The sequence below is a fragment of the Colwellia sp. MB3u-4 genome (assembly GCF_014077065.1).
In the GTDB taxonomy this organism is placed as follows: Bacteria; Pseudomonadota; Gammaproteobacteria; order Enterobacterales; family Alteromonadaceae; genus Cognaticolwellia.
On the sequence record NZ_JACGVE010000064.1, the window covers coordinates 1 to 22,119 of the forward strand.

Annotated in this window: 22 protein-coding genes; 9 read left to right on the plus strand and 13 right to left on the minus strand. The window is 31.5% G+C overall.

Annotated elements, in window-relative coordinates; genetic code table 11:
* Positions 1–155: 155 nt before the first annotated feature.
* The 4 genes from H4J61_RS02520 to H4J61_RS02535 all read right to left on the minus strand — a co-directional run bounded on the left by H4J61_RS02520 (position 156) and on the right by H4J61_RS02535 (position 4,408).
* Positions 156–575, minus strand: coding sequence for a secondary thiamine-phosphate synthase enzyme YjbQ (locus H4J61_RS02520; protein ID WP_182137453.1), 420 nt, complete (start codon positions 573–575; stop codon positions 156–158).
* 431 nt (positions 576–1,006) lie between these two features.
* The gene (locus H4J61_RS02525; RefSeq protein ID WP_182183372.1) at positions 1,007–1,471 is read right to left on the minus strand and encodes a chemotaxis protein CheX; all 465 of its coding nucleotides are present in this window, start codon (positions 1,469–1,471) and stop codon (positions 1,007–1,009) included.
* 79 nt (positions 1,472–1,550) lie between these two features.
* Entirely contained in the window at positions 1,551–2,051 is a 501-nt protein-coding gene (locus H4J61_RS02530; protein ID WP_182183374.1) for a DUF6702 family protein, read from the minus strand.
* Complete coding sequence (locus H4J61_RS02535; protein WP_182183377.1) at positions 2,051–4,408, minus strand: M1 family metallopeptidase; 2,358 nt, start codon at positions 4,406–4,408, stop codon at positions 2,051–2,053. The genes H4J61_RS02530 and H4J61_RS02535 overlap by 1 nt, the downstream gene beginning before the upstream one ends.
* Before the next feature lie 651 nt (positions 4,409–5,059).
* Here H4J61_RS02535 and H4J61_RS02540 point away from each other — a divergent pair.
* Entirely contained in the window at positions 5,060–5,608 is a 549-nt protein-coding gene (locus H4J61_RS02540) for a hypothetical protein (protein WP_182183379.1), read from the plus strand.
* 390 nt (positions 5,609–5,998) lie between these two features.
* On the opposite strand, the gene H4J61_RS02545 is transcribed toward H4J61_RS02540, so the two are convergent.
* Positions 5,999–6,286, minus strand: coding sequence for a pyocin activator PrtN family protein (locus tag H4J61_RS02545; protein WP_182183381.1), 288 nt, complete (start codon positions 6,284–6,286; stop codon positions 5,999–6,001).
* 222 nt (positions 6,287–6,508) lie between these two features.
* Between H4J61_RS02545 and H4J61_RS02550 the strand changes: the two genes are divergently transcribed.
* Both H4J61_RS02550 and H4J61_RS02555 read left to right on the plus strand, forming a co-directional pair.
* On the plus strand, positions 6,509–9,685 hold the full coding sequence (locus H4J61_RS02550) for an Eco57I restriction-modification methylase domain-containing protein (RefSeq protein WP_182183383.1): 3,177 nt from the start codon (positions 6,509–6,511) through the stop codon (positions 9,683–9,685).
* A gap of 261 nt (positions 9,686–9,946) precedes the next feature.
* Entirely contained in the window at positions 9,947–12,160 is a 2,214-nt protein-coding gene (locus H4J61_RS02555; RefSeq protein ID WP_182183386.1) for an AAA family ATPase, read from the plus strand.
* 292 nt (positions 12,161–12,452) lie between these two features.
* Here H4J61_RS02555 and H4J61_RS02560 read toward each other — a convergent pair whose 3' ends face one another.
* Complete coding sequence (locus H4J61_RS02560) at positions 12,453–12,668, minus strand: helix-turn-helix domain-containing protein (RefSeq protein ID WP_182183388.1); 216 nt, start codon at positions 12,666–12,668, stop codon at positions 12,453–12,455.
* Positions 12,669–12,782: 114 nt separating this feature from the next.
* Between H4J61_RS02560 and H4J61_RS02565 the strand changes: the two genes are divergently transcribed.
* Both H4J61_RS02565 and H4J61_RS02570 read left to right on the plus strand, forming a co-directional pair.
* Positions 12,783–13,160 (plus strand): hypothetical protein, encoded by a 378-nt coding sequence (locus tag H4J61_RS02565; protein WP_182183390.1) that lies wholly within the window; start codon positions 12,783–12,785, stop codon positions 13,158–13,160.
* Positions 13,161–13,207: 47 nt separating this feature from the next.
* Positions 13,208–13,579 (plus strand): hypothetical protein, encoded by a 372-nt coding sequence (locus tag H4J61_RS02570; RefSeq protein WP_182183393.1) that lies wholly within the window; start codon positions 13,208–13,210, stop codon positions 13,577–13,579.
* A gap of 173 nt (positions 13,580–13,752) precedes the next feature.
* On the opposite strand, the gene H4J61_RS02575 is transcribed toward H4J61_RS02570, so the two are convergent.
* From H4J61_RS02575 to H4J61_RS02605, 7 genes are all read right to left on the minus strand, one after another.
* Complete coding sequence (locus H4J61_RS02575) at positions 13,753–14,325, minus strand: hypothetical protein (RefSeq protein ID WP_182183395.1); 573 nt, start codon at positions 14,323–14,325, stop codon at positions 13,753–13,755.
* A 429-nt stretch (positions 14,326–14,754) separates the two neighbouring features.
* Positions 14,755–15,438 carry a hypothetical protein gene (locus H4J61_RS02580; RefSeq protein WP_182183398.1) on the minus strand — a complete coding sequence of 228 codons (684 nt, stop codon included), beginning with the start codon at positions 15,436–15,438 and terminating at the stop codon, positions 14,755–14,757.
* Positions 15,439–15,442: 4 nt separating this feature from the next.
* Positions 15,443–15,850, minus strand: a complete 408-nt coding sequence (locus tag H4J61_RS02585; protein ID WP_182183400.1) for a hypothetical protein — start codon at positions 15,848–15,850, stop codon at positions 15,443–15,445.
* A 4-nt stretch (positions 15,851–15,854) separates the two neighbouring features.
* A complete protein-coding gene (locus tag H4J61_RS02590) occupies positions 15,855–16,157 on the minus strand; it encodes a hypothetical protein (protein WP_182183403.1) in 303 nt (100 codons plus the stop codon).
* Between the two features lies 1 nt (position 16,158).
* A complete protein-coding gene (locus tag H4J61_RS02595) occupies positions 16,159–16,962 on the minus strand; it encodes a hypothetical protein (RefSeq protein WP_182183405.1) in 804 nt (267 codons plus the stop codon).
* Positions 16,955–17,236, minus strand: a complete 282-nt coding sequence (locus H4J61_RS02600; protein WP_182183408.1) for a hypothetical protein — start codon at positions 17,234–17,236, stop codon at positions 16,955–16,957. Before H4J61_RS02600 ends, H4J61_RS02595 begins: the two co-directional genes overlap by 8 nt.
* Positions 17,237–17,445: 209 nt before the next feature.
* Entirely contained in the window at positions 17,446–19,488 is a 2,043-nt protein-coding gene (locus tag H4J61_RS02605; protein WP_182183410.1) for a hypothetical protein, read from the minus strand.
* A gap of 247 nt (positions 19,489–19,735) precedes the next feature.
* Here H4J61_RS02605 and H4J61_RS02610 point away from each other — a divergent pair, with 247 nt between their 5' ends.
* From H4J61_RS02610 to H4J61_RS02625, 4 genes are all read left to right on the plus strand, one after another.
* The gene (locus H4J61_RS02610; protein WP_182183412.1) at positions 19,736–20,134 is read left to right on the plus strand and encodes a hypothetical protein; all 399 of its coding nucleotides are present in this window, start codon (positions 19,736–19,738) and stop codon (positions 20,132–20,134) included.
* Positions 20,127–20,696 carry a hypothetical protein gene (locus tag H4J61_RS02615; RefSeq protein WP_182183414.1) on the plus strand — a complete coding sequence of 190 codons (570 nt, stop codon included), beginning with the start codon at positions 20,127–20,129 and terminating at the stop codon, positions 20,694–20,696. The genes H4J61_RS02610 and H4J61_RS02615 overlap by 8 nt, the downstream gene beginning before the upstream one ends.
* A 116-nt stretch (positions 20,697–20,812) precedes the next feature.
* The gene (locus tag H4J61_RS02620; RefSeq protein ID WP_182183417.1) at positions 20,813–21,181 is read left to right on the plus strand and encodes a hypothetical protein; all 369 of its coding nucleotides are present in this window, start codon (positions 20,813–20,815) and stop codon (positions 21,179–21,181) included.
* 2 nt (positions 21,182–21,183) lie between these two features.
* Positions 21,184–21,780, plus strand: coding sequence for a hypothetical protein (locus H4J61_RS02625; RefSeq protein ID WP_182183420.1), 597 nt, complete (start codon positions 21,184–21,186; stop codon positions 21,778–21,780).
* Positions 21,781–22,119 lie beyond the last annotated feature (339 nt).

Consider the following 22,119-nt stretch of genomic DNA (forward strand, 5'->3'; position numbering starts at 1 on the left):
TTGTGATCTTGTTGTGCGCAGAGAAAATGCATCTGGGCAAGACGCTTGATTGAGCAATAGCTGGCTATTGTGATTGAGAGCACCGTAGCCTTGGTGTATTTTAACCAGCACAAGTGGGCAATAACGTAATGAGATTGGTATAATATGGCGATACATTACTCGCCACTCACGGTCAGTATTAGGGTTCTTGCACTGCTATGAACACGGTGCTCGCCTAGATAAATTCCTTGCCAAAGTCCTAAGTTCATTTGGCCATTTTTTAACGGAATACTGACACTACTGCCTAAGGTACTTGCCTTAATGTGAGCCGGCATATCATCAGGGCCTTCATAAGTATGACGATAATAAGAGGCATTTTCTGGGACGAAGTGATTAAAGTGACGTTCCATATCATCACGCACTGTTGAGTCAGCATTTTCGTTAATCGTTAACGATGCTGAAGAATGTTGGATGAAAAGATGTAACAAGCCAAAACGCACGGGGGAGAGCTCAGCGAGTATTTGCTCAATATCAGTTGTGATTAAGTGAAAACCACGTTGATAAGGTTGTAGTGTTAACTCTACTTGTTGCCACATAAGGCTTCTCCAATGGTAATTTTAATTAACGTATTATTATAGTGTATAGGTTTTTTACATTGAGGTGTATGTTGTGGGATGAATATAGGTCGTTAGAGTCAGGTCTTAATATGCCGCTTTGTTGTGGTTAATGGTTGTCGCCTCAGATGAAATTAACTGGGTTGTTTATATTTGGCCCGTCACGTTGACAGACTGAAGTTCGACCTAAAGAAATGGCCAAACACTATATAGCCTGCCATAGGCGCTATATGTAATGTTGATTTAATGTTTGCTTAAACCATAAACCTGTAGCGACATGGATCTTGATACTTGGGTTGTGACTAGAACGAATCCCACGTGTTTGTATGCAGGTACTTAGTTTAGGTACTTAGTTTTTTCTGAACATAAAAAAGCCCCGTGTAAACGAGGCTAAATATTGTTATGTAAATCGATTATTTATTGAAACTAAATTCAATATACGCAGTACCGTATTCAGACGTTAGCGGCATGATGATAACGGGTCCGTCAGCTTTGTGATGAATAGTGTGATCAATGCCAGAAACCACTATAGGGGTTGCCATATCAAACTCAATGCCTTTCTCACTTAGCATACGTTTTGCGCCGCCAGTAACCATATTGGTAATTTCACCCACTAAATCAGTAATTTCGTCATTGATTTCATCTGGGCCTTCACCAACCATTTTCTTCATAGTGGCCAGTGCTAACTTGGCTTCAAAGGTAATAGATAAAGAACCTTTAGTTTGTTTGCCTACCATACCAATTAAACCTGAAACATCGCCTTTTGCTATTTCATTTTTTTTCAAACGAGGTTTTTCAGGCGTTAATTCCATTTGCGCCATGGTTGACATAACGTTTAGCATTGAAGAAAGAAAGGGGTTGATAAAGTCTACATTCATAAATGTTTTTCCAAAAGCTTTTCTTTAATGTAGTTACTTGATTTTGCACATTTATCAGCAAAACCTAAATGTAACTATATTAATCATTAATTTTAATGTGATGCATAGTAACTGATTTGTTGAAAGTTAAGCTACCTTTTATCCTTGTACTGTAAAAATTAACGGTATTGACCTGTTGTGGATAACGCTTGGTTAGCAAGCTGTTGATTATTTTTAGTCCAATCAACGAATGATCGAACGCCGCTTCTTGATAAAGAAAAATTTTGCCTTTATTAACTTCAAATCCGATCCAGTTCAAGGGTATTGCTTGGCCTTGATAATAAAGCTGAAAATTTTCTTCAATATATTGGCGAATAATATTTTCGTAATCTGGATGAGCAATTGAAAAGTGGATCTGCTTTGATTCTGCAATCGCGTTATCAATGTCGTGAGCGGTTATTTGGTGAATAACTTCAATCGACTGAGTACGCTCATTTAAGGTTAAATCCGTCATGCTAAAAAAATAACGGTGGGCAACCGCGTTAACGGCTAACCCACACAATAGCAAAACAAAAATGCGTTTAGCTAGGTTTAACAACATTATTGCTGTTCAACCTCCGTTTGTTCTTCTGCACTTTTTTCATCAGTACTTTTTAATTCAACGTTGTAATCACGCATCATGTCTTTTTTCTTACGTTTGTATAAATCAAAGCGAGACTTAATTGGGCGTGCAGGCCAGTAGTTGTTACTCACATCTACATCAGCGGTCTCCCAGTTAGGGTCAATCGCAATGCCGGTTATTTCTTGGTCACGAATAAACAATTTAGACACTTTTTTGCTGTCACGACGCCAGATTTCAGCGGGTATTGTGACCCGTTCAACGCTGTTATCAGCATAAGTAAGATCTAAAATAATCGGCATAACTAAGCCACCTTTATTTTCAAAATCAACAATGTAGAAGTTTCTTTCGTCAAGTAGTAGGTCTTTTTGCCATTGTTCTAATTTTTCATGGCTTTTGTTATATTTATTACGTGCTTTGTTTGTCGCGGTAAACTTGTCATGTTCGTTGTAAAAATCTAACAATTGAGGTTTGTCATCCGTGCGAAGCCACTGGCCGTTATTGCGAATTTTGCTAATAAAGTCAGGTTGTTCGTTGTATAGTGCTCGTTCCCAAGCTTCTTCTGTATCTGGGTTTTGGCTATTCGGACGGTACAAGTGAATGTTACCTAAAGCAATATCAACATGATCTGTGGTGTAGAACCAACCACGCCAAAACCAGTCTAAATCAACACCTGAGGCATCTTCCATGGTACGGAAAAAGTCAGCAGGGGTCGGGCGTTTAAACTTCCAACGTTGGGCATATTCTTTAAAAGCAAAATCAAACAATTCACGACCCATAATAGTTTCACGTAAAATGTTTAATGCGGTTGCTGGTTTGCCGTAAGCGTTGTTACCAAATTGCAAAATTGACTCTGAATTAGTCATGATAGGCACTTGGTTATTACTTTTCATGTAACTGATCATATTAGCGGCATTACCACGGCGAGAAGGATAGCCTTCTTCCCATGCTTGCTCAGCGACAAATTGTAGGAAAGTGTTTAATCCTTCATCCATCCAGGTCCACTGACGTTCGTCAGAGTTAACAATCATGGGGAAATAGTTATGACCCACTTCATGAATAATAACGCCAATTAGGCCGTATTTAGTTTTGCGAGAATACGTTTTTTCACCGGTTTCTTTATCTAACGTCGGGCGTGGGCCATTAAAAGTGATCATGGGGTATTCCATGCCACCAACAGGACCGTTTACCGAGATAGAAACAGGATAGGGGTAAGCAAAGGTATACTTATTATATTGTTCCATCGTATGGATAATGGCCTCAGTAGAGTACTTTTCCCATAATGGATTACCTTCATTCGGGTAGTAAGACATTGCCATAGTGTCAGTTTTACCCTCTTGATAGCCTTGTGCATCCCAAATAAATTTACGGCTTGAGGCAAAGGCAAAGTCACGAACATTTTTCGCTTCAAATTGCCAAGTTTTGGTTTTAGTCGCGCGAGACTTTTCGTTTGCTAACGCTTCTTCAGGGGTAATAACTAAAACGGGCTTATCAGATTTTTTAGCTTTTTCTAAACGCTTACGCTGATTTTTTGTTAAGACCTCTTTCGGGTTTTGCAAGACACCAGTTGCCGCAACAACGTGATCAGCAGGAACAGTAATGCTGACGTTATAATCACCAAACTCTAAGGCAAATTCACCGCTGCCGATAAACTGCTTATTTTGCCAACCCATTACGTCATAATAGGCTGCCGCGCGCGGGAACCAGCTAGCAACTTCATAAAGGTAATTGTCATCTTCTTTAAAGTATTCGTAACCTGAGCGGCCACCTAGTACTTTTTGCTCATGTAATTGGTAATTCCAATTAATGTTTAACTCGACACTATCGCCAGATTTAAGTGCTTTTGGCAGATCGATGCGCATCATAGTGCCATTAATGACATAACTTAAGGCTTTGCCGTTTGCACCAGTAACCTGAGTAATATCATAACCGCCCTGAAACTCGTCTGTTTGAATGGCATTGCGGAAACTACTGTAAGTCACTTTTTTCTTAGGCGCGGTTTGCGTTGTTTTTGCACCCGAGTTTTCGGCTAACTTATTTTGGTCTAACTGCATCCATAAGTAACGCAGGGTATCAGGAGAATTATTCGTGTAATCAATAGTTTCATCACCTGACAGGGTTTGCTTTTCGTCATTTAATCGAATATTAATTTTGTAATCAACATCTTGTTGCCAATATTGATGACCCGGTGCGCCAGACGCCGTACGATAAGTATTTGGCGTTGGTAAGCTCTCTTCCAGTTGACGAAATTTATCGTCACTTATGCTGTTTTTTGCTAAGGCCTGGCCACTAGCAGCAATACAAACACAAAGTAAGGCTGATTTAATTGAATATTTCATGATTCCCCTGATAGTTGTAAACCGAGTAATTTCTTAATAATCATGCGTTATAACACTTTTTTAACCAATAGGTCAGGTTGGCGAAGTGAAATATGCGACAAATTGCACAATAAATAGGTTAAGTTGTTGCTGTTGAATGTTTATTGTGACGGAACCGATTAGGCGCTAAGGATTAATACCAGCACTTTACTCAATACTTTCTGGCAGCTGTTAACATTCTGGTATCCAATAGTTACAGCATTTCTCTCAAAAAATTTTTTATTGGATTCAAGTCATAGACAAAATATCACATCATTCAACACCTAGGTTTTAGTGATATTACTGAGCTTAAAAACTATGTTAACCTCGAACTGTTGAAGAGATAATGCAGAGAAAGTTATGATTAACTCATGCTAATGAAGATGAAACGATTGCACTGACCGATTAAAATCTGTTGTTTTTTCAGCAGTATAAGTTTGTTTATTTGGTATAGTGAATACAAGATGAATTATTTTAAAAGCTCTTAGCGTTTTGTAATCTATAACAAGAATAGGCCGGTTAAATTTCACGAATTTTTTGTAGTCGTAAAGTATGCAGAACCAGTGTTTTATTCAGCTTTCTTCAGCCATATTCAGCGATATTAACCCCTGTTATCTATAAAAAAGGATTTTTATGTTTTCAAAATTTCTAAAATCAGTGCTAATTTTTAATCGTTCAGAAAATAAAGCGCCAAACTTTATCCTCATCTATCTTTTAATATCACTGGCTTGGCACAATCAAATTTTTATTACTTTTGTTGTCAGTCATGGTGGCTTTACAGAACGATTAAATGCTGCATTAGTTGAACATTCTCATCAATATGTGCTGGTGTTATTTTTTACGCTATTATTTTTTATCCTGCGTTTGTCGATGCTGTATTTACTCAATAAAACTGATGAGTTTATTGACGCAGATGAACCGATGATAGTTAAAGTAGGCAGTGACCAAATAGTTAAAGAAAATAAAGATGTGGTTCGCTTACTAGCGCTGTTGGGCGAAACCAAAGCGCAATTAGCTAACGTAAAAGCTCGTGAGGTTTCAGCACAGGCAGATAAAAAAAAGACCATAAGTAACATCTTGGCTGTGCAAGCTGAGTTAGAACTAGCGTTAGCTGATATCGCTATATTGGGTAAGTCTAACGAAGAATTAAGGGCTAAACTTAAGCAGTATTTAGCGGCTTAAGTGATAAGTTGTTCATTAATGATTAGCTAAATTGAATTACTTAAGCTTGTCTTGTTAGTCATATTTAAACAAAAAATTGCAAGCTATTGGCATTGTCAGTGCCATAGCACAATATTATTTCTTTTGTTTCGCATCACTAAAGCCTTTATAATTAGTCAATATTTCAGGAGTTGTTATCTACAGCTACCTTCGCTTTACACTTAAAGGTTTTTTACCACTTTATGATTTCACATAAACTTTCTATTGCCCCTATGCTCGATCGGACTGATTGCTTTAAATAATTAATATTTATCAGGTAGTTACGATGCTATGATGTTCTGGTGGGTGCAAATGGGTGCAAAATCAGAATAAAGAAAAGGGGCAATTTCTTACCCCTAGTCAGTGCTTACATTAAAAACGCTGTGCTTTTCCCCATTCAATTCTAGCTGAGTTACATTGATCTTCAATGTAACTAGCTAAGTCTTGAATGTTAACTAAATATGGTGCTTTTTGACTATCATTTAGCTTTACAGTAGCAAAAGGCAGTTCATTACTTTTTGCTTTACGTTTAGCTGTGTTAACGCTCATTCCCAAGACTTTAAAAGCAAGTTCTTCAAGCGGTATCATGATTCTTGCGCCATATTCAGCCATTAAAAGGTACATTGTTGATGATGTTGAAGCGTTTTTTTGATTAGCCATGGGTAATCCCTTGTTGCGTTAAGACGCAATCCAGTGCATAACGCAGATAATCCATTAATTAAGCTAAATCCGTGCTTTTCATGACAAAATCGAGCTAATGTTAGCAAAATTTGTTTAGTGGCGATATCTTTTAATAATTGTGTCACTTTCTAAAACTAGAGCTTTATACATCATTGAAAGCTCTGTAAAATCATCATAATTATTTCCTAATAAGAATTGAAAATGTACAGTGAACTTTATAAAGAGTTAGAAGAAAAATCCCGTGATTGTGTCACGGAAGAAGAAGTAAGGCTTGCTTGGAGTAATACATTTTCTAAAATGCTGGGAATTCATTTTAAAGCTGAAAGAGATCGCAATGACGCTTCATACAACCAAATAATTATAGAGTTTAAAAATAAAGGTCTATTTAGAGGTCGAGCTGGAAGTGAAAAATTTAATGAAGCAGTCTATGACCGCTTGTATAAGTACATATTAAGAAAATCGAAAGCCGAAGGAATAGAGCAAGGCGAATATACAGGTATTGCATCTGATGGTGATCATATTGTTTTTTGCTATATGAAAGACGACAAGATTTATCATCAAGATTTAATGCCTTTGAATGAAGTTTCTGTAACAAAAGTTGCAAAGGCGTTATTAAATGATACTAGAAGAGCGTTAACAACAACAAACTTAGTTGAAGATTTTGGTCATAATTCAAAAGTAGGTACTCAGTTAATGGGGGCTTTATCTAAAGAATTGACTGAACATTTTAATAATGAAAATAATAATAAAATAAAAATGTTATTTGAGGAGTGGAAAACACTTTTTGGACAAATATCAAACCTATCACCAGCACAAATAGAACAAATTAAAAAATCTTTGAAATTTGACATACCTGATATTGGAGAGAATTCAATACCAGGCGTATTGTTTATAATTCACACCTATAATGCACTTGTTATGAAGTTACTAGGTGCTGAAATCGTTTCTTACCTTAATTTGACTCAGTACAAAGATTTTTGTGAAAATTTAGCGAATCAAAGTGATGATAATATTATTAACACACTAAGAGACGATATTGAAAAAAGTCGTTTATTCGACAATGTAGGAATTAAAGGCTTTGTTGAGGAAGCTATATTTTCTTGGTACTTAGATGCTACAGATAAACAAGATAAAAAAGATATAATCGAAGCTGTTAAAGAAGCTTTGATTCAAATATCTCTTTATAGAATGGATAACTTATCAGCAGCCCGTTCAAGAGACGTTTTAAAAGGTTTTTATCAGTCACTTGTTCCTGATGTATTGAGAAAAAGTTTAGGTGAATTTTATACTCCAGATTGGTTAGTTGATGTTACAGCAGATAAAGCTAATGTAGATAGTTGGTTAGAACAGAGGGTTTTAGACCCAACATGTGGATCTGGTTCATTTTTATTAAATGTTATAGCTAGGAAACGAAAAGAAGCAGAAATTAAAGGGTTATCTTCTGAGGAAACACTCGATAATTTAATTAATAATGTTTGGGGATTTGATCTAAATCCACTGGCGGTACAATCAGCTCGTGTTAACTTTTTAATTGCTATTGCGGATCTTTTTGCTGACTGTAAAGGTAAAGAGATTGAGCTTCCAATTCTATTAGCGGATAGTGTTTATTCTCCTGCACACTTACCATCAAAAGATGATGATATAGTTGAGTATCGAATAGGCAGTACACATGCTGATCTACTTATTAAACTCCCTTCTGAATTAGCATTTGATCGTGAACGATTAGATTTCGTTTTTGAAGAAATGGGACGATCAGTTGAAAAAGAAATTTTATACAAAGATGTAGCAACTAAACTGGTAAGAAGAAAAATATTAACATTAAAGGAATCTAAAGAATGGGAAACCCCACTTTCAGAAACTTATAATCGAGTATTAGAATTACATAAAAATAATTGGAATGGAATTTGGTTTAGAATTGTTAGAAACTTTTTTTGGTCTGCCACTGCTGGTAAGTTTAATATTATTCTTGGTAATCCTCCTTGGGTACGTTGGTCAAATCTTCCTGAAGATTATAGAAAAAAAATAAAACCTATTTGTCAACAATACACTATCTTCTCAGATACTCCTTTTCATGGTGGTAATGAATTAGATATATCAGGAATGATTACTTATACCGTTTCTGACAAATGGTTAGAGACATCAGGAACACTAATATTTGTTATTACACAAACTCACTTTCAAGCCCCGTCTTCACAAGGTTTTAGAAGTTTTATAATAAATGATGAAACGGCACTAGTACCAATAGAAGTAGATGATCTTAAGTTACTTAAACCCTTTGCAGATGCTGCAAATAAAACTGCTATAGCAACTTTTAAAAAGGTATTAACTAAAAGCCATGATGGAAAAGATATTTATCCAGTTAAATATAACGTATGGGAAAATGCAAAGGGCTTCAAGAAGGTAATACCCGAAACCAATTCGAAAGAAGAAGTCTTAAATAGTGTTTCAATTATTCCAAAAGAAGCCAATCCTGTTGGAGATCTCCGTTCTCCTTGGGCAATTATGTTACCTAGCCATTTTGAAAAAACTGAAGCGATACGTGGTAAATCTGAATGGATTCAAGGTCGAAAAGGTGTAACGGCTGATCTGAATGGAATTTACTTCCTAGAAATATTAGATGTAGATGAAAAAAATCAGCTTGTTCTTATTGAAACAAGACCTAATGCAGGCAAAAAAGATATTGGAAAAGCAAAAAGGTTTTGGATAGAACCTGATTTGTTATATCCACTGGTAAAAGGTGCAAGTGATTTTTCATCTTGCTATTTTAAGCCAAAAAATGATCTTTATGTGTTGGTTCCGAATAAAGGAATTACAAAAAGTTATTTACTCGATGCTGAAGATATAGTTGAAGGTGATTTGAAGAAAACACACCGCTATTTTGAGTCATATCAAGAATTATTAGCTGATCGATCAACCTATAAAATGAGGTTGAAAAAATATGCTTACTATATGATTTACAATGTAGGGGAGTATACATTTGCCCCATACAAGGTTATTTGGGCTGAACAAAGTGGGAAATTTGAAGCTGCGGTTGTTTCGAGTAAAGAAATGCCATTAAAGGGTATTCAGCCTTATGTACCAGACCATAAAATATATTTTGTAGATTGTGATGATAAAAACAAAGCTCATTATCTTTGTGGCTTACTTACTGCTCCAATTGTAAAAGAGTTTGTAGAAAGTCACACAATAGCGATCCAAGTTAGTAATATATTTAAACACATGGAATTACCTGTTTTTAAAAAATCAGAGTCTAGTCATAAAAAATTAGCTTTGATCGTTGAAAAAGCACATAACGAGGCGGATAAGTCAAAAAGGCAGGAGCTGATACTGAAAGCAGGTGTACTTGCTGAATCTATAATTGAAAGTAGTAAAAAATAGTAATATGGATTTACAAATTAATAGGGAGGGTAATATTTACCTACCTACTAACTTCAAACTTTTTAATTATAAAATAGCTATATAAATCATTGAGCCACCTGTTAGGTGGCTTTTTTATGATATACAAATAAACAGTGAAAATTTTAGTCATTAAAATAATATAACAATAATTTGAACTAAATAGTGCATTTAATCAATGTAGTGAAGTAATCTGACAATATAATATTTATTATTAATAAAAACTAAAAAAGGATTTATAAAGTGATCACCTCAATAAAGCTCATGGATGTGGCTAGTTACTCGCCAACAACCCCTGTCATTGTTAATACAGATAATAAGAAAGTAAATTTATTTTATGGATTAAATGGTTCAGGAAAATCTACCTTAGGTAATTTTTTACAGTCTAAAACTGATCCTGTCTATCAACATTGTGAAATTTTACCAAGTAATGTTGAGCATGAAATAATTGTTTATAATCAAAATTTTGTTCGGGATAATTTTTATGAAATACCACAACAAAAAGGTATTTTTACTTTAAGTGAAGCTAACAAAGAAGCGGAAGAGGCTATTGAAAAAGCGGAAAAAGCTATAACAACACTTGAAGAGTCTCAAAGTAAAATTGAAATAAAGACAGACAAAAAGATCAAAGAAATTACAAATGAAGAAAGTACTTTAAAAGATGCTGTTTGGAAATCTAAATCCAAGTATGAGCGTACAGAGGTTGAGTTTTGTTTAGCTGGGTTTAAGACTAAAGATAAATTTCTTCAAAAGATTAAAGAGAGCCAATCTTCCTGTGATTCAACTATAAAAGATCTTAAAGCTGAAGCTAAAGAATTAAATGAGCAAGATGGTACAGCAAGAGAGAATATTCAAACTATTTCTTTTAGCGGAAGTTATATAGAACGTGAGCAGGTTTTTGAATCAAGAATTGTAGGATCTGAAGACTCCTATTTAGCTGAGTTGGTCGAAAAACTTGGTAATTCAGATTGGGTTCAATCTGGTATGAAGTACCTGAATGATGATGAACCTTGTCCATTTTGCCAACAAGACCTAAAAGCTGATTTTTCTACTTCAATAAATCAATTGTTTGATACTACTTACCAATCTAAAAAGGAAGAAATTCTTAATTTAAAAAATGTGTATGAAAACGCTATCTCAACACTTGAGTCTAATTTAGTTAATGGTGCATTTTTAGCAGAGTACGTTGTTGATAATTCTGAGTTTAGTACAACAAAATTACTTTTATTGACTTGTTTAAAAGATAACCTGTCTTTGATTAATGATAAATATACTAAACCTAGTGAAGTTCTAAAACTGTTAGATACTACTGAACTTATTGATAATTTAAATAATGTCATTATAAATATTCAATCTGAAGTAGAAACTTTCAATGACAAAATTAAAAATAAGAAGATTCATTTAACCAACATAAACAGAAAGTTTTGGTCATTATTAAATTTAGAATATGCTGCTTTAATACAAGCCACTACTGATAAAACAAAATCTTTAAACCTAGAGGTAGAACAATTAGGAAAGGATTATAAAAATAAGAACAAAGATAAGAGAGAACAAGATAATATTATTATCGAAAATAGTAAAAAAATAACCAATATAGATCTTTCAATAAAAAATATTAATAGTCAGCTTAAAGAATTAGGCTTACAAGGTTTTCAACTTGAAAAAGCGTCAGAAGACTCACAACATTATAAAATTGTGCGAGAAAGCGAAGCTGATGAAGATGTTTATAATACTTTAAGTGAAGGTGAAAAGACTTTAATAACTTTCTTATATTTTCTAGAAAGTTGTACAGGTGCGACAGATCAAGAGTCCACAGTTATACTTAACAGAAGGATCATTGTAATAGATGATCCGATCTCAAGTCTTTCTCATAACTATGTTTACGACATAGCAACATTGATTCATCATAAAGTCTTGGTAGCTGATTTTAAGCAAATATTTATTCTTACTCATAATTTATTTTTCTTTCATGAATTACTAATGCTTAAAGCGCCTAGTAATCGCGCAGTCCCTTATAAATTACATAGAATTACTAAATCAGATTTTAGTCAAATTAAAGACCTTCAAAGAAATGAAATTCAAAATGATTATCAAACATATTGGCAAATAATAAAAGATTGCTCAGAGAGTCATAGTTACGCAAATATGTTACCAAATGCTATGAGAAACATTCTTGAACATTACTTCACCTTTATTCATAAGAAAGATGCTCTGAAGAAGACATTGGAAGATTTAGGAAAAACTTCGTCAGAATTTAAGCCTTTATTTAGATATATTAATAGAGAATCACATTCTGATTCAATAAACATAAATGACTTTGAAGGGATTGATGTTGAAAAATACATTGAGAAGTTCAAACAAGTTTTTGAAAATACGGGATATTCAGATCATTATTATCAAATGATGGGAATTGATAATCCTGCTACTCCAATTGAAAAAGAAACTGTTGAAGTGTAGTAGTGGGCTACCGCTAACGCTCATTATCTAGGTAGTGAACGAAGATGTTGTGAAACATCTTCCCACTTTCCTAGACGAAAACGCTGATATTTTCTAACTAAAACAGTTTTAACTATCATGCTAGTAACCTCGTATATCTACGACAGTGCTAGCCACTGACAACTCCTGCAAACCCTTTTACAAGCGGTAAATTGATTGCATCATTGCGGTTAAGTGCGCGGTAGCCCAAAAAAATTATATAAGATTTTACAATAGGTTACTAGAGCTAGTATTCAAAAAACAATATTTAATGCTAAATATAAAAAAATGAAACATCAACTTTATAGTAATCAGCTAGCACAGCTAATTGTGCAGCGAAAATTCTAGTTTTACCAAGCTCCATTTTTGAAATCTGCTGGTTTGAAACCCCTAAAAGTTCACCAAGACTTTGTAAAGACTCACCACCCTCGATCCTCAATTTTCTTATATTCTTACTTATCAGTAAGTTAACTTCTTCTTGTATGATCATTTAAAAAATTCTCAATAAAAACAGATCCTTATTGCATCATTCTAAATTTTATTATAAAGTATAGCTCCAACTGACAGTTGGAGTGTTGGGTTGAATTAAATGAGGATTCATTAAATGAAAAAACAAATATTAATGTTAGCGGTTTCCATCGCTGTATCTGGGCTTGCTGGGTGTTCTGACGTATTAAGTAAAGAAGAGATTGCAAAGCTTTCAATGAAAGAAGCAGCAACAGAAGCGTGTAAAGCGTATGTAAGTATGAATGCAGATAGAATAATTCCATTTTTAGAAGAAAAAAATGTGAAAAAAACAAAAAGCATTTTAGATAAAGGCTTGATAACCAGTTCTAGAAAGAAGCTAGAAGAATCGATCTGTATTGTTACTGATATGAAAGAAAAGCGAAGATATACAGTTGTTACGTTTGAGAAGTTTGTCGAAAAACTTAAAATATTCAAAGATGAAAATAATCTTTATAAAGTTAGAAGCATCTTTTAATTCTATCAATTACTCAAATTTAAAATAAATTAAAAAGGAATTAGTAAATGAAAAAATTATTATTAGCTATGCCAATTGTTACGGTTTTAAGTGCTTGCGGTAGTCAAAGTGTAGAAGATGTTGCAAATGAATATTGTGTTGCGATTAAGAAGCATGATTGGAGAAGCGCACAATACCTTGCTACACCCGATGCTTTAAGAAATCGTGAAGCAATGTATGACAATTACACACATAAATATTCTAATGTTTTCTTAAGTCAGAACTGTGATGTTACAAAGACCGATCAAAATAGTGAAACAGAATATTCAGTGTATTTTGGCGGTTCAAAGCTAGATTCTGTAGAAATTCAATGGGATGAAGAGAAAGAACAATTTTTTGTTACTTCTGATGCTTTCAAGAACGATCTAAAGCTATATTAAAATATAACTGAATGAAACAAAGTCCTAAGTATTAAGACTTGCTGTTGGGCTTTCTATTAACAAAAAACAAAGATCTATTTGAGATCTTATTTTATATTGAATTTGATCGTTATAACTAAGATAAATGGGCTAACTCCGCCCTTTATTACTGCTAAACTCGTGTACAGCATGTTTTATACTAAATCATCAAATAGCTTAAATCTGTAATGATTATCAAGTCTTTCTAAAATATCTTTTTCAACAAGACTTTTTAAAAATCTTGAAATATGAGACTGCTTTAACTCAGTAGATGTAAAGTGATGATAGTTGTAAGCTACCAATAATTCATTTTGATTTATAATAAAAAACTTATCACTCATTTGAGCATATTCATCACTACAAGCTAGATAAGCAGCAATTTTTAGTTCTTTGCTTGTAATACAAGAAGAGGCAAGCGTTGATAACAAAACTGAAGCTGTGACTTGATTTAATGCTTCTTTTTGAAATATTATTATAAAAGCTTTCTCAAATAATTTTTTTTCATATTCTTCTTTATCTTTAAAAATAATATTTAATTCATTAGTTGAATACTTTGTACAATACATTTTATATTCTGAATTAATTAATGATTCTTCATTGTCTATTGCATCAGAGTAACGATAGTTTTCAAGATTTTTTTTATCTTTAGTGACATAAGATTTTTTAAATAATTTGTGATGTAATAATATATTAATTTCTTCTTTATGCTTATCTTCGATATTAAACATTATTCCTCGTTTGTTTGATTGTTTTTAAGTTAATTGGAATGTCAGCAATAGCTTAAACAATCGTAAAAAAGGTTTACGTGGGGGATTGCATGAATAAAATGAGATCGTGCTTTATATAGCTTTCTAGTGAGCTTCTGATCTAAATAATCCAGCAGAACCGAAGCTGGACTAATATTTCTGTTTTAATGGAACTCGAAAATTCATAATAAAACTCGTTTTTGTTGTTAATTTTGAGTAAACAATCGAAGTGCGTTAGAGGTAATTTAAATAATTTGTTTGTGTCTCCAAATACACATAAATACTTAATAAACTGAATAATATTAAAAATACGATTAGTACCTTTGTTAATATTTTATTTTCAAAATTAGTATAAGCTTTTTTAAACTTACTCATCTGGGTCATATATCCCATTTTTAATCCCGTTTTGTTTTAATGTCTATTTTTTAGATTATATTGTGTTTTCAAGAAATTAAGTTCTCGTTTTGATAACTCAAACCTTGTTAATGAACAGACTTCTTTTAATTCACCTAGATCAGATTTTTGATAAAAACTAATGTAATATAAATCTTCTGTTTTTGTAGGTTGATAGTATGTAAATGTATCAAATACGAATGAAACACAGTCGTATGAAAAACTATACTTACACTCAGAAATGTCTTTATGCATCTCTATTATTTCAAAATTGAAATTATCATTTATATAATTTTCTTTCATCTCAATATCAAAACAGTTTAAACATAAATGTTGCATGCAGCTTGGCATAAAAACTTGCATTTCCATCTTATCTTTTGACTTGTTACAACCATCGCAATCTCTAAACTTTTTATCATACTTAGTGACTAAAAACGTGTAGAAGTTACTTTTTAAACTGTCTCCATAAGTTTCTGAATTGAAATTACTTTTGGAACCTAATCCATAAGATACTGAATTAAATTGATTTATTGGGCTGAAATATAGTCCATCGTCTGATAAAATATATAAAGAGTCTTTTATTTTTTCTAAAACACAAAGCTCTTTTACGGTAGCTTCGTGATTTACATTTTCATTTTCTAAAAGGTAAGTTAGTTCTTCAATTCCTTTTTCTATCGTTTCTAATTCTTTTGTACTGCTCATTTTATTATCTCCTATGTTGTAATAATAATTTTAAAATTTCTCTTGTTATATATTCTTGCTGATCGCTGTAAGAGTTTTCCCAAGTTCTATAGCTTCTCATTATTCTAATTGCCGAAATTGCTTTTCTAATCATGTAAGTTCTATCAACTTTATTAAATAATAAAAAAGTTTTAAAATAAGATGATTTAAAGTATTTAATACTAGATAATTTTAAGTTTCCACAATCAGCTCTATATATGTATGCGGCTAGTTTTTCACTGAAAATAGACCAGTCTTTCTTTAATATAACTTCTGATTGATAATGTTCTTCTATGCATATATCACAATAAAAACCAAAATTATTTGTATAGTATGTTGTGATTGATTTACCGCATGATTCACAACCTGTATGCATATCACTTTCGTTATACATTCTATTAACCTCGCTTTGTTTTAATGTAGATTCTTAATTTTTTAAATTTTTCTTCATCCAAAAATGCGCTGTCTATTTTTGAATAAAGTATATAATTACTGTCGTTTATTCCGATTAATCTATAGTGATCTACTTGTTCACTAGCTTGATCATTCATGTGAATTTCAATCTCTAAATGATCACAATTAACAACTGTGTTTTTGTTGTCAAAAATCACCTGATAATCAATGTTGATAACGTTGTTTTCTTTTTTCACTAAACATTTAACATCAATGTTTTTTGAAATTTGTAGTGGAATAATTTTCACTTTAAAATCCTTTTTTTAGTTTGTTTTTTTTGGGTGTTGTATCTTCCTTGATACCATTTGATAAGTGTTCAAATGGGGTATCTTGAACAAGATCATTCTGTAGTTCATTTATGTTTACATCTGACATATTATAATTATCAGAATATTCGATTATTTGAGATTCAAATTGGTTAGCTTCTTGATAACAAGAAAGTAATATATCGTTTAAATCTTCTGATGAATTTATTTCTTCAATATTATAATTTTCAATAAAGAATTCTCTTGTTCTATTTATATAAATGGGATCTGAAAAAACATCATTAATAAAATTATCGAAAGAAAGCTGTGTATCAGAATTTTCAATTAATAGGTATTGCTCTGTTATTGCTTGTAATATTATTTCTTTACCACTTTCAAAGTTTTTTAATTCATCAAAAAGAGTGGTGAAAGTTTCATATACTTCAAATCCATATGTGTTGCTATAAAGATATTTTATTGCAGATAAGTAACTAATATTACCTTTCTCGGAAAACATAATTGCACTGTCTATGAAGCCCTCGTATGGTGTGGTTTTAAAGTCTATATAACCGCTAGCTGGTTGGAGATTAAAGCTTATAAAACTGTTTAAAGACTCGTTGTAATAACTGTTCTTATAAACGATATGGTAATCAGAGTTATCAATTATAGCGTTTAATTTTTTATGATAAGCATCAAAAAACTCATTAAAATCAATGTTATGATGTTTACAGTATAGCTCTCCATTTGGATGGTTTTTAATTGTATTTATTTGACCAAATGTGAATTGTTCTATTAGATTATTAGACATTGAAAACCCCCTCAACTAGCTTGTGTTGAATCTGGTTTCCACGTTTTCCGATTTGTTCTAAAATCCCTTTGTTTTCTAAAGAAATTATTGATTTTGAAATAGCTTGTTTAGTTAATTCTTCGACAGATTTGAATTGTAAATGAGTTCTGTTTAAATAAAAGTCATTTTTAGATTGACTTAAAAGTAAAGCATCTTGAAAAATACTTATTTCTGTAGTGTTTAATTTAAAATATATTATTATATTTAAAATAGAATGTATGTTTTTTATATTCACCTTTTTAATCCTTATTTGTTATATTTAAATAATAATACTTTGAAGTATAAAGTCAACTATTAATTGATATTGATTTAAAATTAAATAAATATTTAAAAGTTATTTTAAAGTTAAAGGAATATAAAACACTTAATTTTTAAGTGTTTTATATAATAATAAAAACAGATTGAGCATTAGAATTTAAAAGGGTGGGTAACAACTAATAGTTGTTATATTTTTAATTTAGAACCGCTGCCACTTTTAGCTGAACAAGTTTTACACTTTTGAGGATCTTTATTGTGAATACATTTACTTTTATTTTCTTCAATCTGTTTTAAATCATCTTCACTATATTCAATGTTTGATTTAACTTTGTTAGATACTTTTAAGTGTTCTTCAATCGCCTTTTCTTGTTTTTCTTCAAAAGTAACTGCTGTTTTAGTAACTTGCTTGGCTATTTCTGGCTGTTCCTCTGCTAATTTATCAATAGATTTAGCTGCTGCACTAGCTGTAAGCCCTGTAAAACCGTTTTTATTATCATCTTTATTAATGTTACGCATCCAAGCATTAACTTTTGTTAAAGCTTGTTCTAGTGCTTCATTTTTTAAATTTTTAATGTCCGCCCCAATCTGATCTTTATCTCCAAGCATTGACAGAATTTCAGAAGATAATTCTTTTCTCTTTTGTGCTTTATTACTAATAGAGTTTTCAAGTTGTTTTTCTTGCTGTTGTTGCTTTGTTATATGATCTTCAAACATAGCGTGTCTACTAGCTGATCTTTGACTTAAAGGCTTGTTCTGTTCTAATATACTTAAAATATATTGATGTTCAGATCTTTGATCTTCATTTAAAAAACGGATGCAATAGCCTTTTTTAGTAAAAATTGAATCTTGCATGTGCTGAATAAATGAAATTTGCATTAGTTGCCCTACATGACAAATTTGTTCTTTTGTGAGGTTGTTTGTATCTTCAGGAATATCAAAATTTAAACCGTATTTTTCATTAATCATTTTCTGATTTTTACGAGCAAAGTTAATTTGCTGTAATCTCCAATCGTATTGATTAGTTTTACTATTTTTTAATTCCAAAATAAGGTGGATATTGTCGCCTGTGCGCTGATTTGACTCTGTTGATATGCTTTCATCTAAATGACAGACAGAAGTTAAGATCTTGTTGTTTTTGAAGTGAATCTGAAAGAAAGAATTCATGCTTTCAAGATATTCTTTACCTGAAATATCAAATTTTCCATTGGCATGAGGTAGCTTAAAATTCATCTCGCTAATAATTGACGAATCTGACCTGTTTATCGCTCTTTTGAAGCTTAAAGCGTTGATATGTGCTTCTCTGTGTTGAAGAAAAGTATCAAACAGTTGTTTTTTTGCTTTCAAACGTCCTGATGGTGTTGGTTTATCACCATTTTCTATTTTTTCAAGCTCATCTTGATCAATTAGATTATCAATATATTTTTTAATTTTATCCGTATGAATTTTTACTTTATTATTATCTATTCCCACTAATTTATTTTTTTTATTTTCTAAGCTATTAATAGCCTTTTTAAGTACTTCATCATTTGCAGCAAGCTTTAAGATTTTAGTTTTATAATTACTTCTATAAGTAGATGACTTCTTAACGTCTTTTTTGTTTTGAATATCATCTTCATTATTAATATCAGCTAATTTATCATCAATAATTTTGTCAAAAATCTCTTGTCTGATAGGTTCTATTTCATCATGCGTATAATATTCATCTTCGTAAAAGTACACATTTTGATTTAATAATTCATCATGCCACTCTAGAGTATCGCGTTTTTGATTTTCAAATCTAAGCGTATGTAAAAGTGCTGTTTTAAGCGCATTTATGCTTTCTGAACCTTTTGCCTTTGCTTTATAATTGAGTTGCTGAAAACGTGCAGTGGTCATTTTACTAGGTGATTTACCTATACTTTTAAACACATCAGACATTGCATTATTAAATGCTTTATCAATGGGTAAACGACTTCTAATGTTTGTAATTAATTTTATAGCTTTTTGAGATCTAAGTTTTCCAATATTTGCTTGTTGAGCAAGTTTTTTAACATCACTTTCCATTGCTTTAGATGCTGCTTTTGATTTTGATATTTCAGCTTCTGCTTGTCGTTCTGCTGTATCTTTTTTACTGTTCATATCAGCAGTAGCATTTTTCAATTCAGCATCTTTTTTTCTTGATAACGCTTCACTTTGTTTTTGATTTTTTAAAGCATTATTCGCGTTATTTTTTTCATTATTAAAATCCATTTTAATATTCCTTTTTTGTTTGTTAATTTTTTTAGCTCAATGCAATTGCCAGAAAATATAAAGAGCCTGCGAGTTACAACATAGCGAAGCGGGTTGGTTATATTTTAAGTCTCTGGTTACTGTTAATTTAACTGTTACATAAATTAAAAAAAATTTAATAGATAAAGGATAATAAATAGTAGCCATTGATTTCTTTCTTTTTTGACTTACTATTTTGAATATGCAGTTAATAAAAATGGAATTTAAAATGAAAATTAGAAATAAAAAGTTATTCAAAAAACTAAATATATTAATTGATCAATATTGTGAAGATGACGATCTTAATCTTGAGCTTAGTAACGATCTTATTGATCTTAATTATGAAGCGAATATTTGTGATGTGAATTTATCAAAACTGATTGAAACGTCACCAACTTTTTATAATGAAATAATTAAATTCGAGAATAAAAAATTATTTTTTGAATTTGAGTTGTCATTATCTGAAATTTTAGATAAAGACGAATTAATAATATTAATTAAAGAACTCTCTAATCTTTATATTGTAGCTTGTGATAGTAATAAACGTTTGATTGACTTAATAAAATCAAATGAAGATTTACATTTTAGAATAACTGATTTAACACAAGTGAGATCTGAAAATGACTAATCAAGTATCTAAAGAAAAAATTGAAGAAGCTTTTGATAATCTTTGTGAACAATATGATTATTCGACTGATATAGATGTTTACAACGATTTTATTTATTTAATGCAACAACATCAAATTGTATTTTATGAGCTACTTCACACCCCAAATATTAATGCTGTAGCTACATTCGAGCAAGCAAATGAACTAAGTTCTTCAGTTACAAAACAACAAAAATTATTGCTCGATTTTATTAATGAGAAAAAGTCATGTGATGAACTTAAAGCATTATTTTTCAAGTTAAAAAATTATATTGATGAATTTTATAACTTATTAACTTCTGAAAAAAGTCTTGAGCTAAAAGCACAATTAAAGAATTTTGGGAAAAATTTTGAGAAAAAGCTAGAAGCAGTAAAGTTTTTAGAATTTGAACATATTGCAGAGGAAATTGAAAATAAACATCAATCGTTACTTCGAGATATGAGTAAAGATAATAACTTTATAAAACGTAACTTAAGCACTAATAGGTTTGAGATTTACTTTTCAAAATCTAAAAATAAAAAATGGAAAGGAAAAAACAGATAGTAAAAGAGTAATAAATAATACTGTATTTCTATCTAGTAGTTTTTTGATATTGAAACATATCAAATTTGATATAATTTTTAAGTTATGGATAACAATAATAAAAAAGGGATTTTAAAATGAAAAAAACAAAGGGAATGTTGAATTGGTTATATGATTTTTTAAAGTGGGACAAATGGCACTTTGTAGCATTTGTTGGTGCTTTCTTAATGATTTTTTGCACAAAACAAATTGTAGCTAGTGAAGCATACTTTTATGAAGATCTTACTAGTGAATCAAAAATTGAATTTTTAAAAACTGCACAAACATTAAATGTTTCAACGTGGATGTACGGATATTCTTTTAAAGTAAATTGTAATGGAAAATGGAACGGTTCTAAATTCGATACTTCTTACAATTCAAAGCCTCACGTTTTAGCTAAATGGTCAAGCATCAGAGAGCAAGATAAAGCTACTGTGATTCAATCAATTAATGGTTTATGTGTGTAAAAATGGAAGAGTTATTCACAAATTTATATCTTCTATGCGCTAACTATATAGCAGGTTTTCTGGGTGCTTTGATGATGTTTATAGCGATTTTTAAGCTTGTCGAACATGGAAAAAACCCAAATGATCCGCGCAATAAGCTAAGTGTTGCATTAGTAATAATGATTGGAGGTGCATTACTATCAAATGTAAATAGTAGTATTAGCATGTTCACTGCAACATTAACTAACAATCAAGGGCATTGCTTTGTAGTTTATGAAGAAGGTGAAAAAGTTGATGAAATCAATCCTAACGGGGGAAAATGCTATGATCAGGATGGTGCTGATCTTTCTCCTGAAATGCTTAAAAAATTAGAAGAAAAGGAAGGTAAATCATTAGAGATAATGAAAAAACGAGTGAGGATTTTATTCACTTGTTTTAGTGCTATTGGGTTAATTTATTTTATAAAAGCAGTGTTTTTATTAAAAGCTGTGGCAGAAGGATCTTCTTCAACTACGTATGGAAAAGTACTAACAATGATGATTTTTAGTACATTAGTGATGGATATGAATAATACAATGTCGATCATTTTAGAAACAGTTAAGCAATCTACAGCATTATAAATGCACTTTTAAAGCGTTTTATATTTTATTAAAGATAATATATAAAAACTAATTGAATCCATCTTATTCAGCTTCTAAGATTACAAATGCAACAATATAAATGAACATATCAATCGAAATCAAGATTTCCTTAACAAAATACAAAAACAGAAAAAGTCTTTTACATATTAATAGTATTAAGTCTATTAAGACTATTAAAGCTATCGTTTTTAATAAAACATATACATAGCAAGGGATTTGCCGTTTTCTTATGCTCCCATATACAGTTCTACATGCTCCCATATAAAGTTCTACTTGCTCCCATATGCAGTTTTATATACTCCCATATACAGTTTTACA

Bases quoted from the DNA above. Each gene is read 5' to 3' on its own strand.
- H4J61_RS02520 (WP_182137453.1), bottom strand. From the start codon at position 575: ATGTGGCAACAAGTAGAGTTAACACTACAACCTTATCAACGTGGTTTT.
- H4J61_RS02525 (WP_182183372.1), bottom strand. From the start codon at position 1,471: ATGAATGTAGACTTTATCAACCCCTTTCTTTCTTCAATGCTAAACGTT.
- H4J61_RS02530 (WP_182183374.1), bottom strand. From the start codon at position 2,051: ATGTTGTTAAACCTAGCTAAACGCATTTTTGTTTTGCTATTGTGTGGG.
- H4J61_RS02535 (WP_182183377.1), bottom strand. From the start codon at position 4,408: ATGAAATATTCAATTAAATCAGCCTTACTTTGTGTTTGTATTGCTGCT.
- H4J61_RS02540 (WP_182183379.1), top strand. From the start codon at position 5,060: ATGTTTTCAAAATTTCTAAAATCAGTGCTAATTTTTAATCGTTCAGAA.
- H4J61_RS02545 (WP_182183381.1), bottom strand. From the start codon at position 6,286: ATGGCTAATCAAAAAAACGCTTCAACATCATCAACAATGTACCTTTTA.
- H4J61_RS02550 (WP_182183383.1), top strand. From the start codon at position 6,509: ATGTACAGTGAACTTTATAAAGAGTTAGAAGAAAAATCCCGTGATTGT.
- H4J61_RS02560 (WP_182183388.1), bottom strand. From the start codon at position 12,668: ATGATCATACAAGAAGAAGTTAACTTACTGATAAGTAAGAATATAAGA.
- H4J61_RS02565 (WP_182183390.1), top strand. From the start codon at position 12,783: ATGAAAAAACAAATATTAATGTTAGCGGTTTCCATCGCTGTATCTGGG.
- H4J61_RS02570 (WP_182183393.1), top strand. From the start codon at position 13,208: ATGAAAAAATTATTATTAGCTATGCCAATTGTTACGGTTTTAAGTGCT.
- H4J61_RS02575 (WP_182183395.1), bottom strand. From the start codon at position 14,325: ATGTTTAATATCGAAGATAAGCATAAAGAAGAAATTAATATATTATTA.
- H4J61_RS02580 (WP_182183398.1), bottom strand. From the start codon at position 15,438: ATGAGCAGTACAAAAGAATTAGAAACGATAGAAAAAGGAATTGAAGAA.
- H4J61_RS02585 (WP_182183400.1), bottom strand. From the start codon at position 15,850: ATGTATAACGAAAGTGATATGCATACAGGTTGTGAATCATGCGGTAAA.
- H4J61_RS02595 (WP_182183405.1), bottom strand. From the start codon at position 16,962: ATGTCTAATAATCTAATAGAACAATTCACATTTGGTCAAATAAATACA.
- H4J61_RS02605 (WP_182183410.1), bottom strand. From the start codon at position 19,488: ATGGATTTTAATAATGAAAAAAATAACGCGAATAATGCTTTAAAAAAT.
- H4J61_RS02610 (WP_182183412.1), top strand. From the start codon at position 19,736: ATGAAAATTAGAAATAAAAAGTTATTCAAAAAACTAAATATATTAATT.
- H4J61_RS02615 (WP_182183414.1), top strand. From the start codon at position 20,127: ATGACTAATCAAGTATCTAAAGAAAAAATTGAAGAAGCTTTTGATAAT.
- H4J61_RS02620 (WP_182183417.1), top strand. From the start codon at position 20,813: ATGAAAAAAACAAAGGGAATGTTGAATTGGTTATATGATTTTTTAAAG.
- H4J61_RS02625 (WP_182183420.1), top strand. From the start codon at position 21,184: ATGGAAGAGTTATTCACAAATTTATATCTTCTATGCGCTAACTATATA.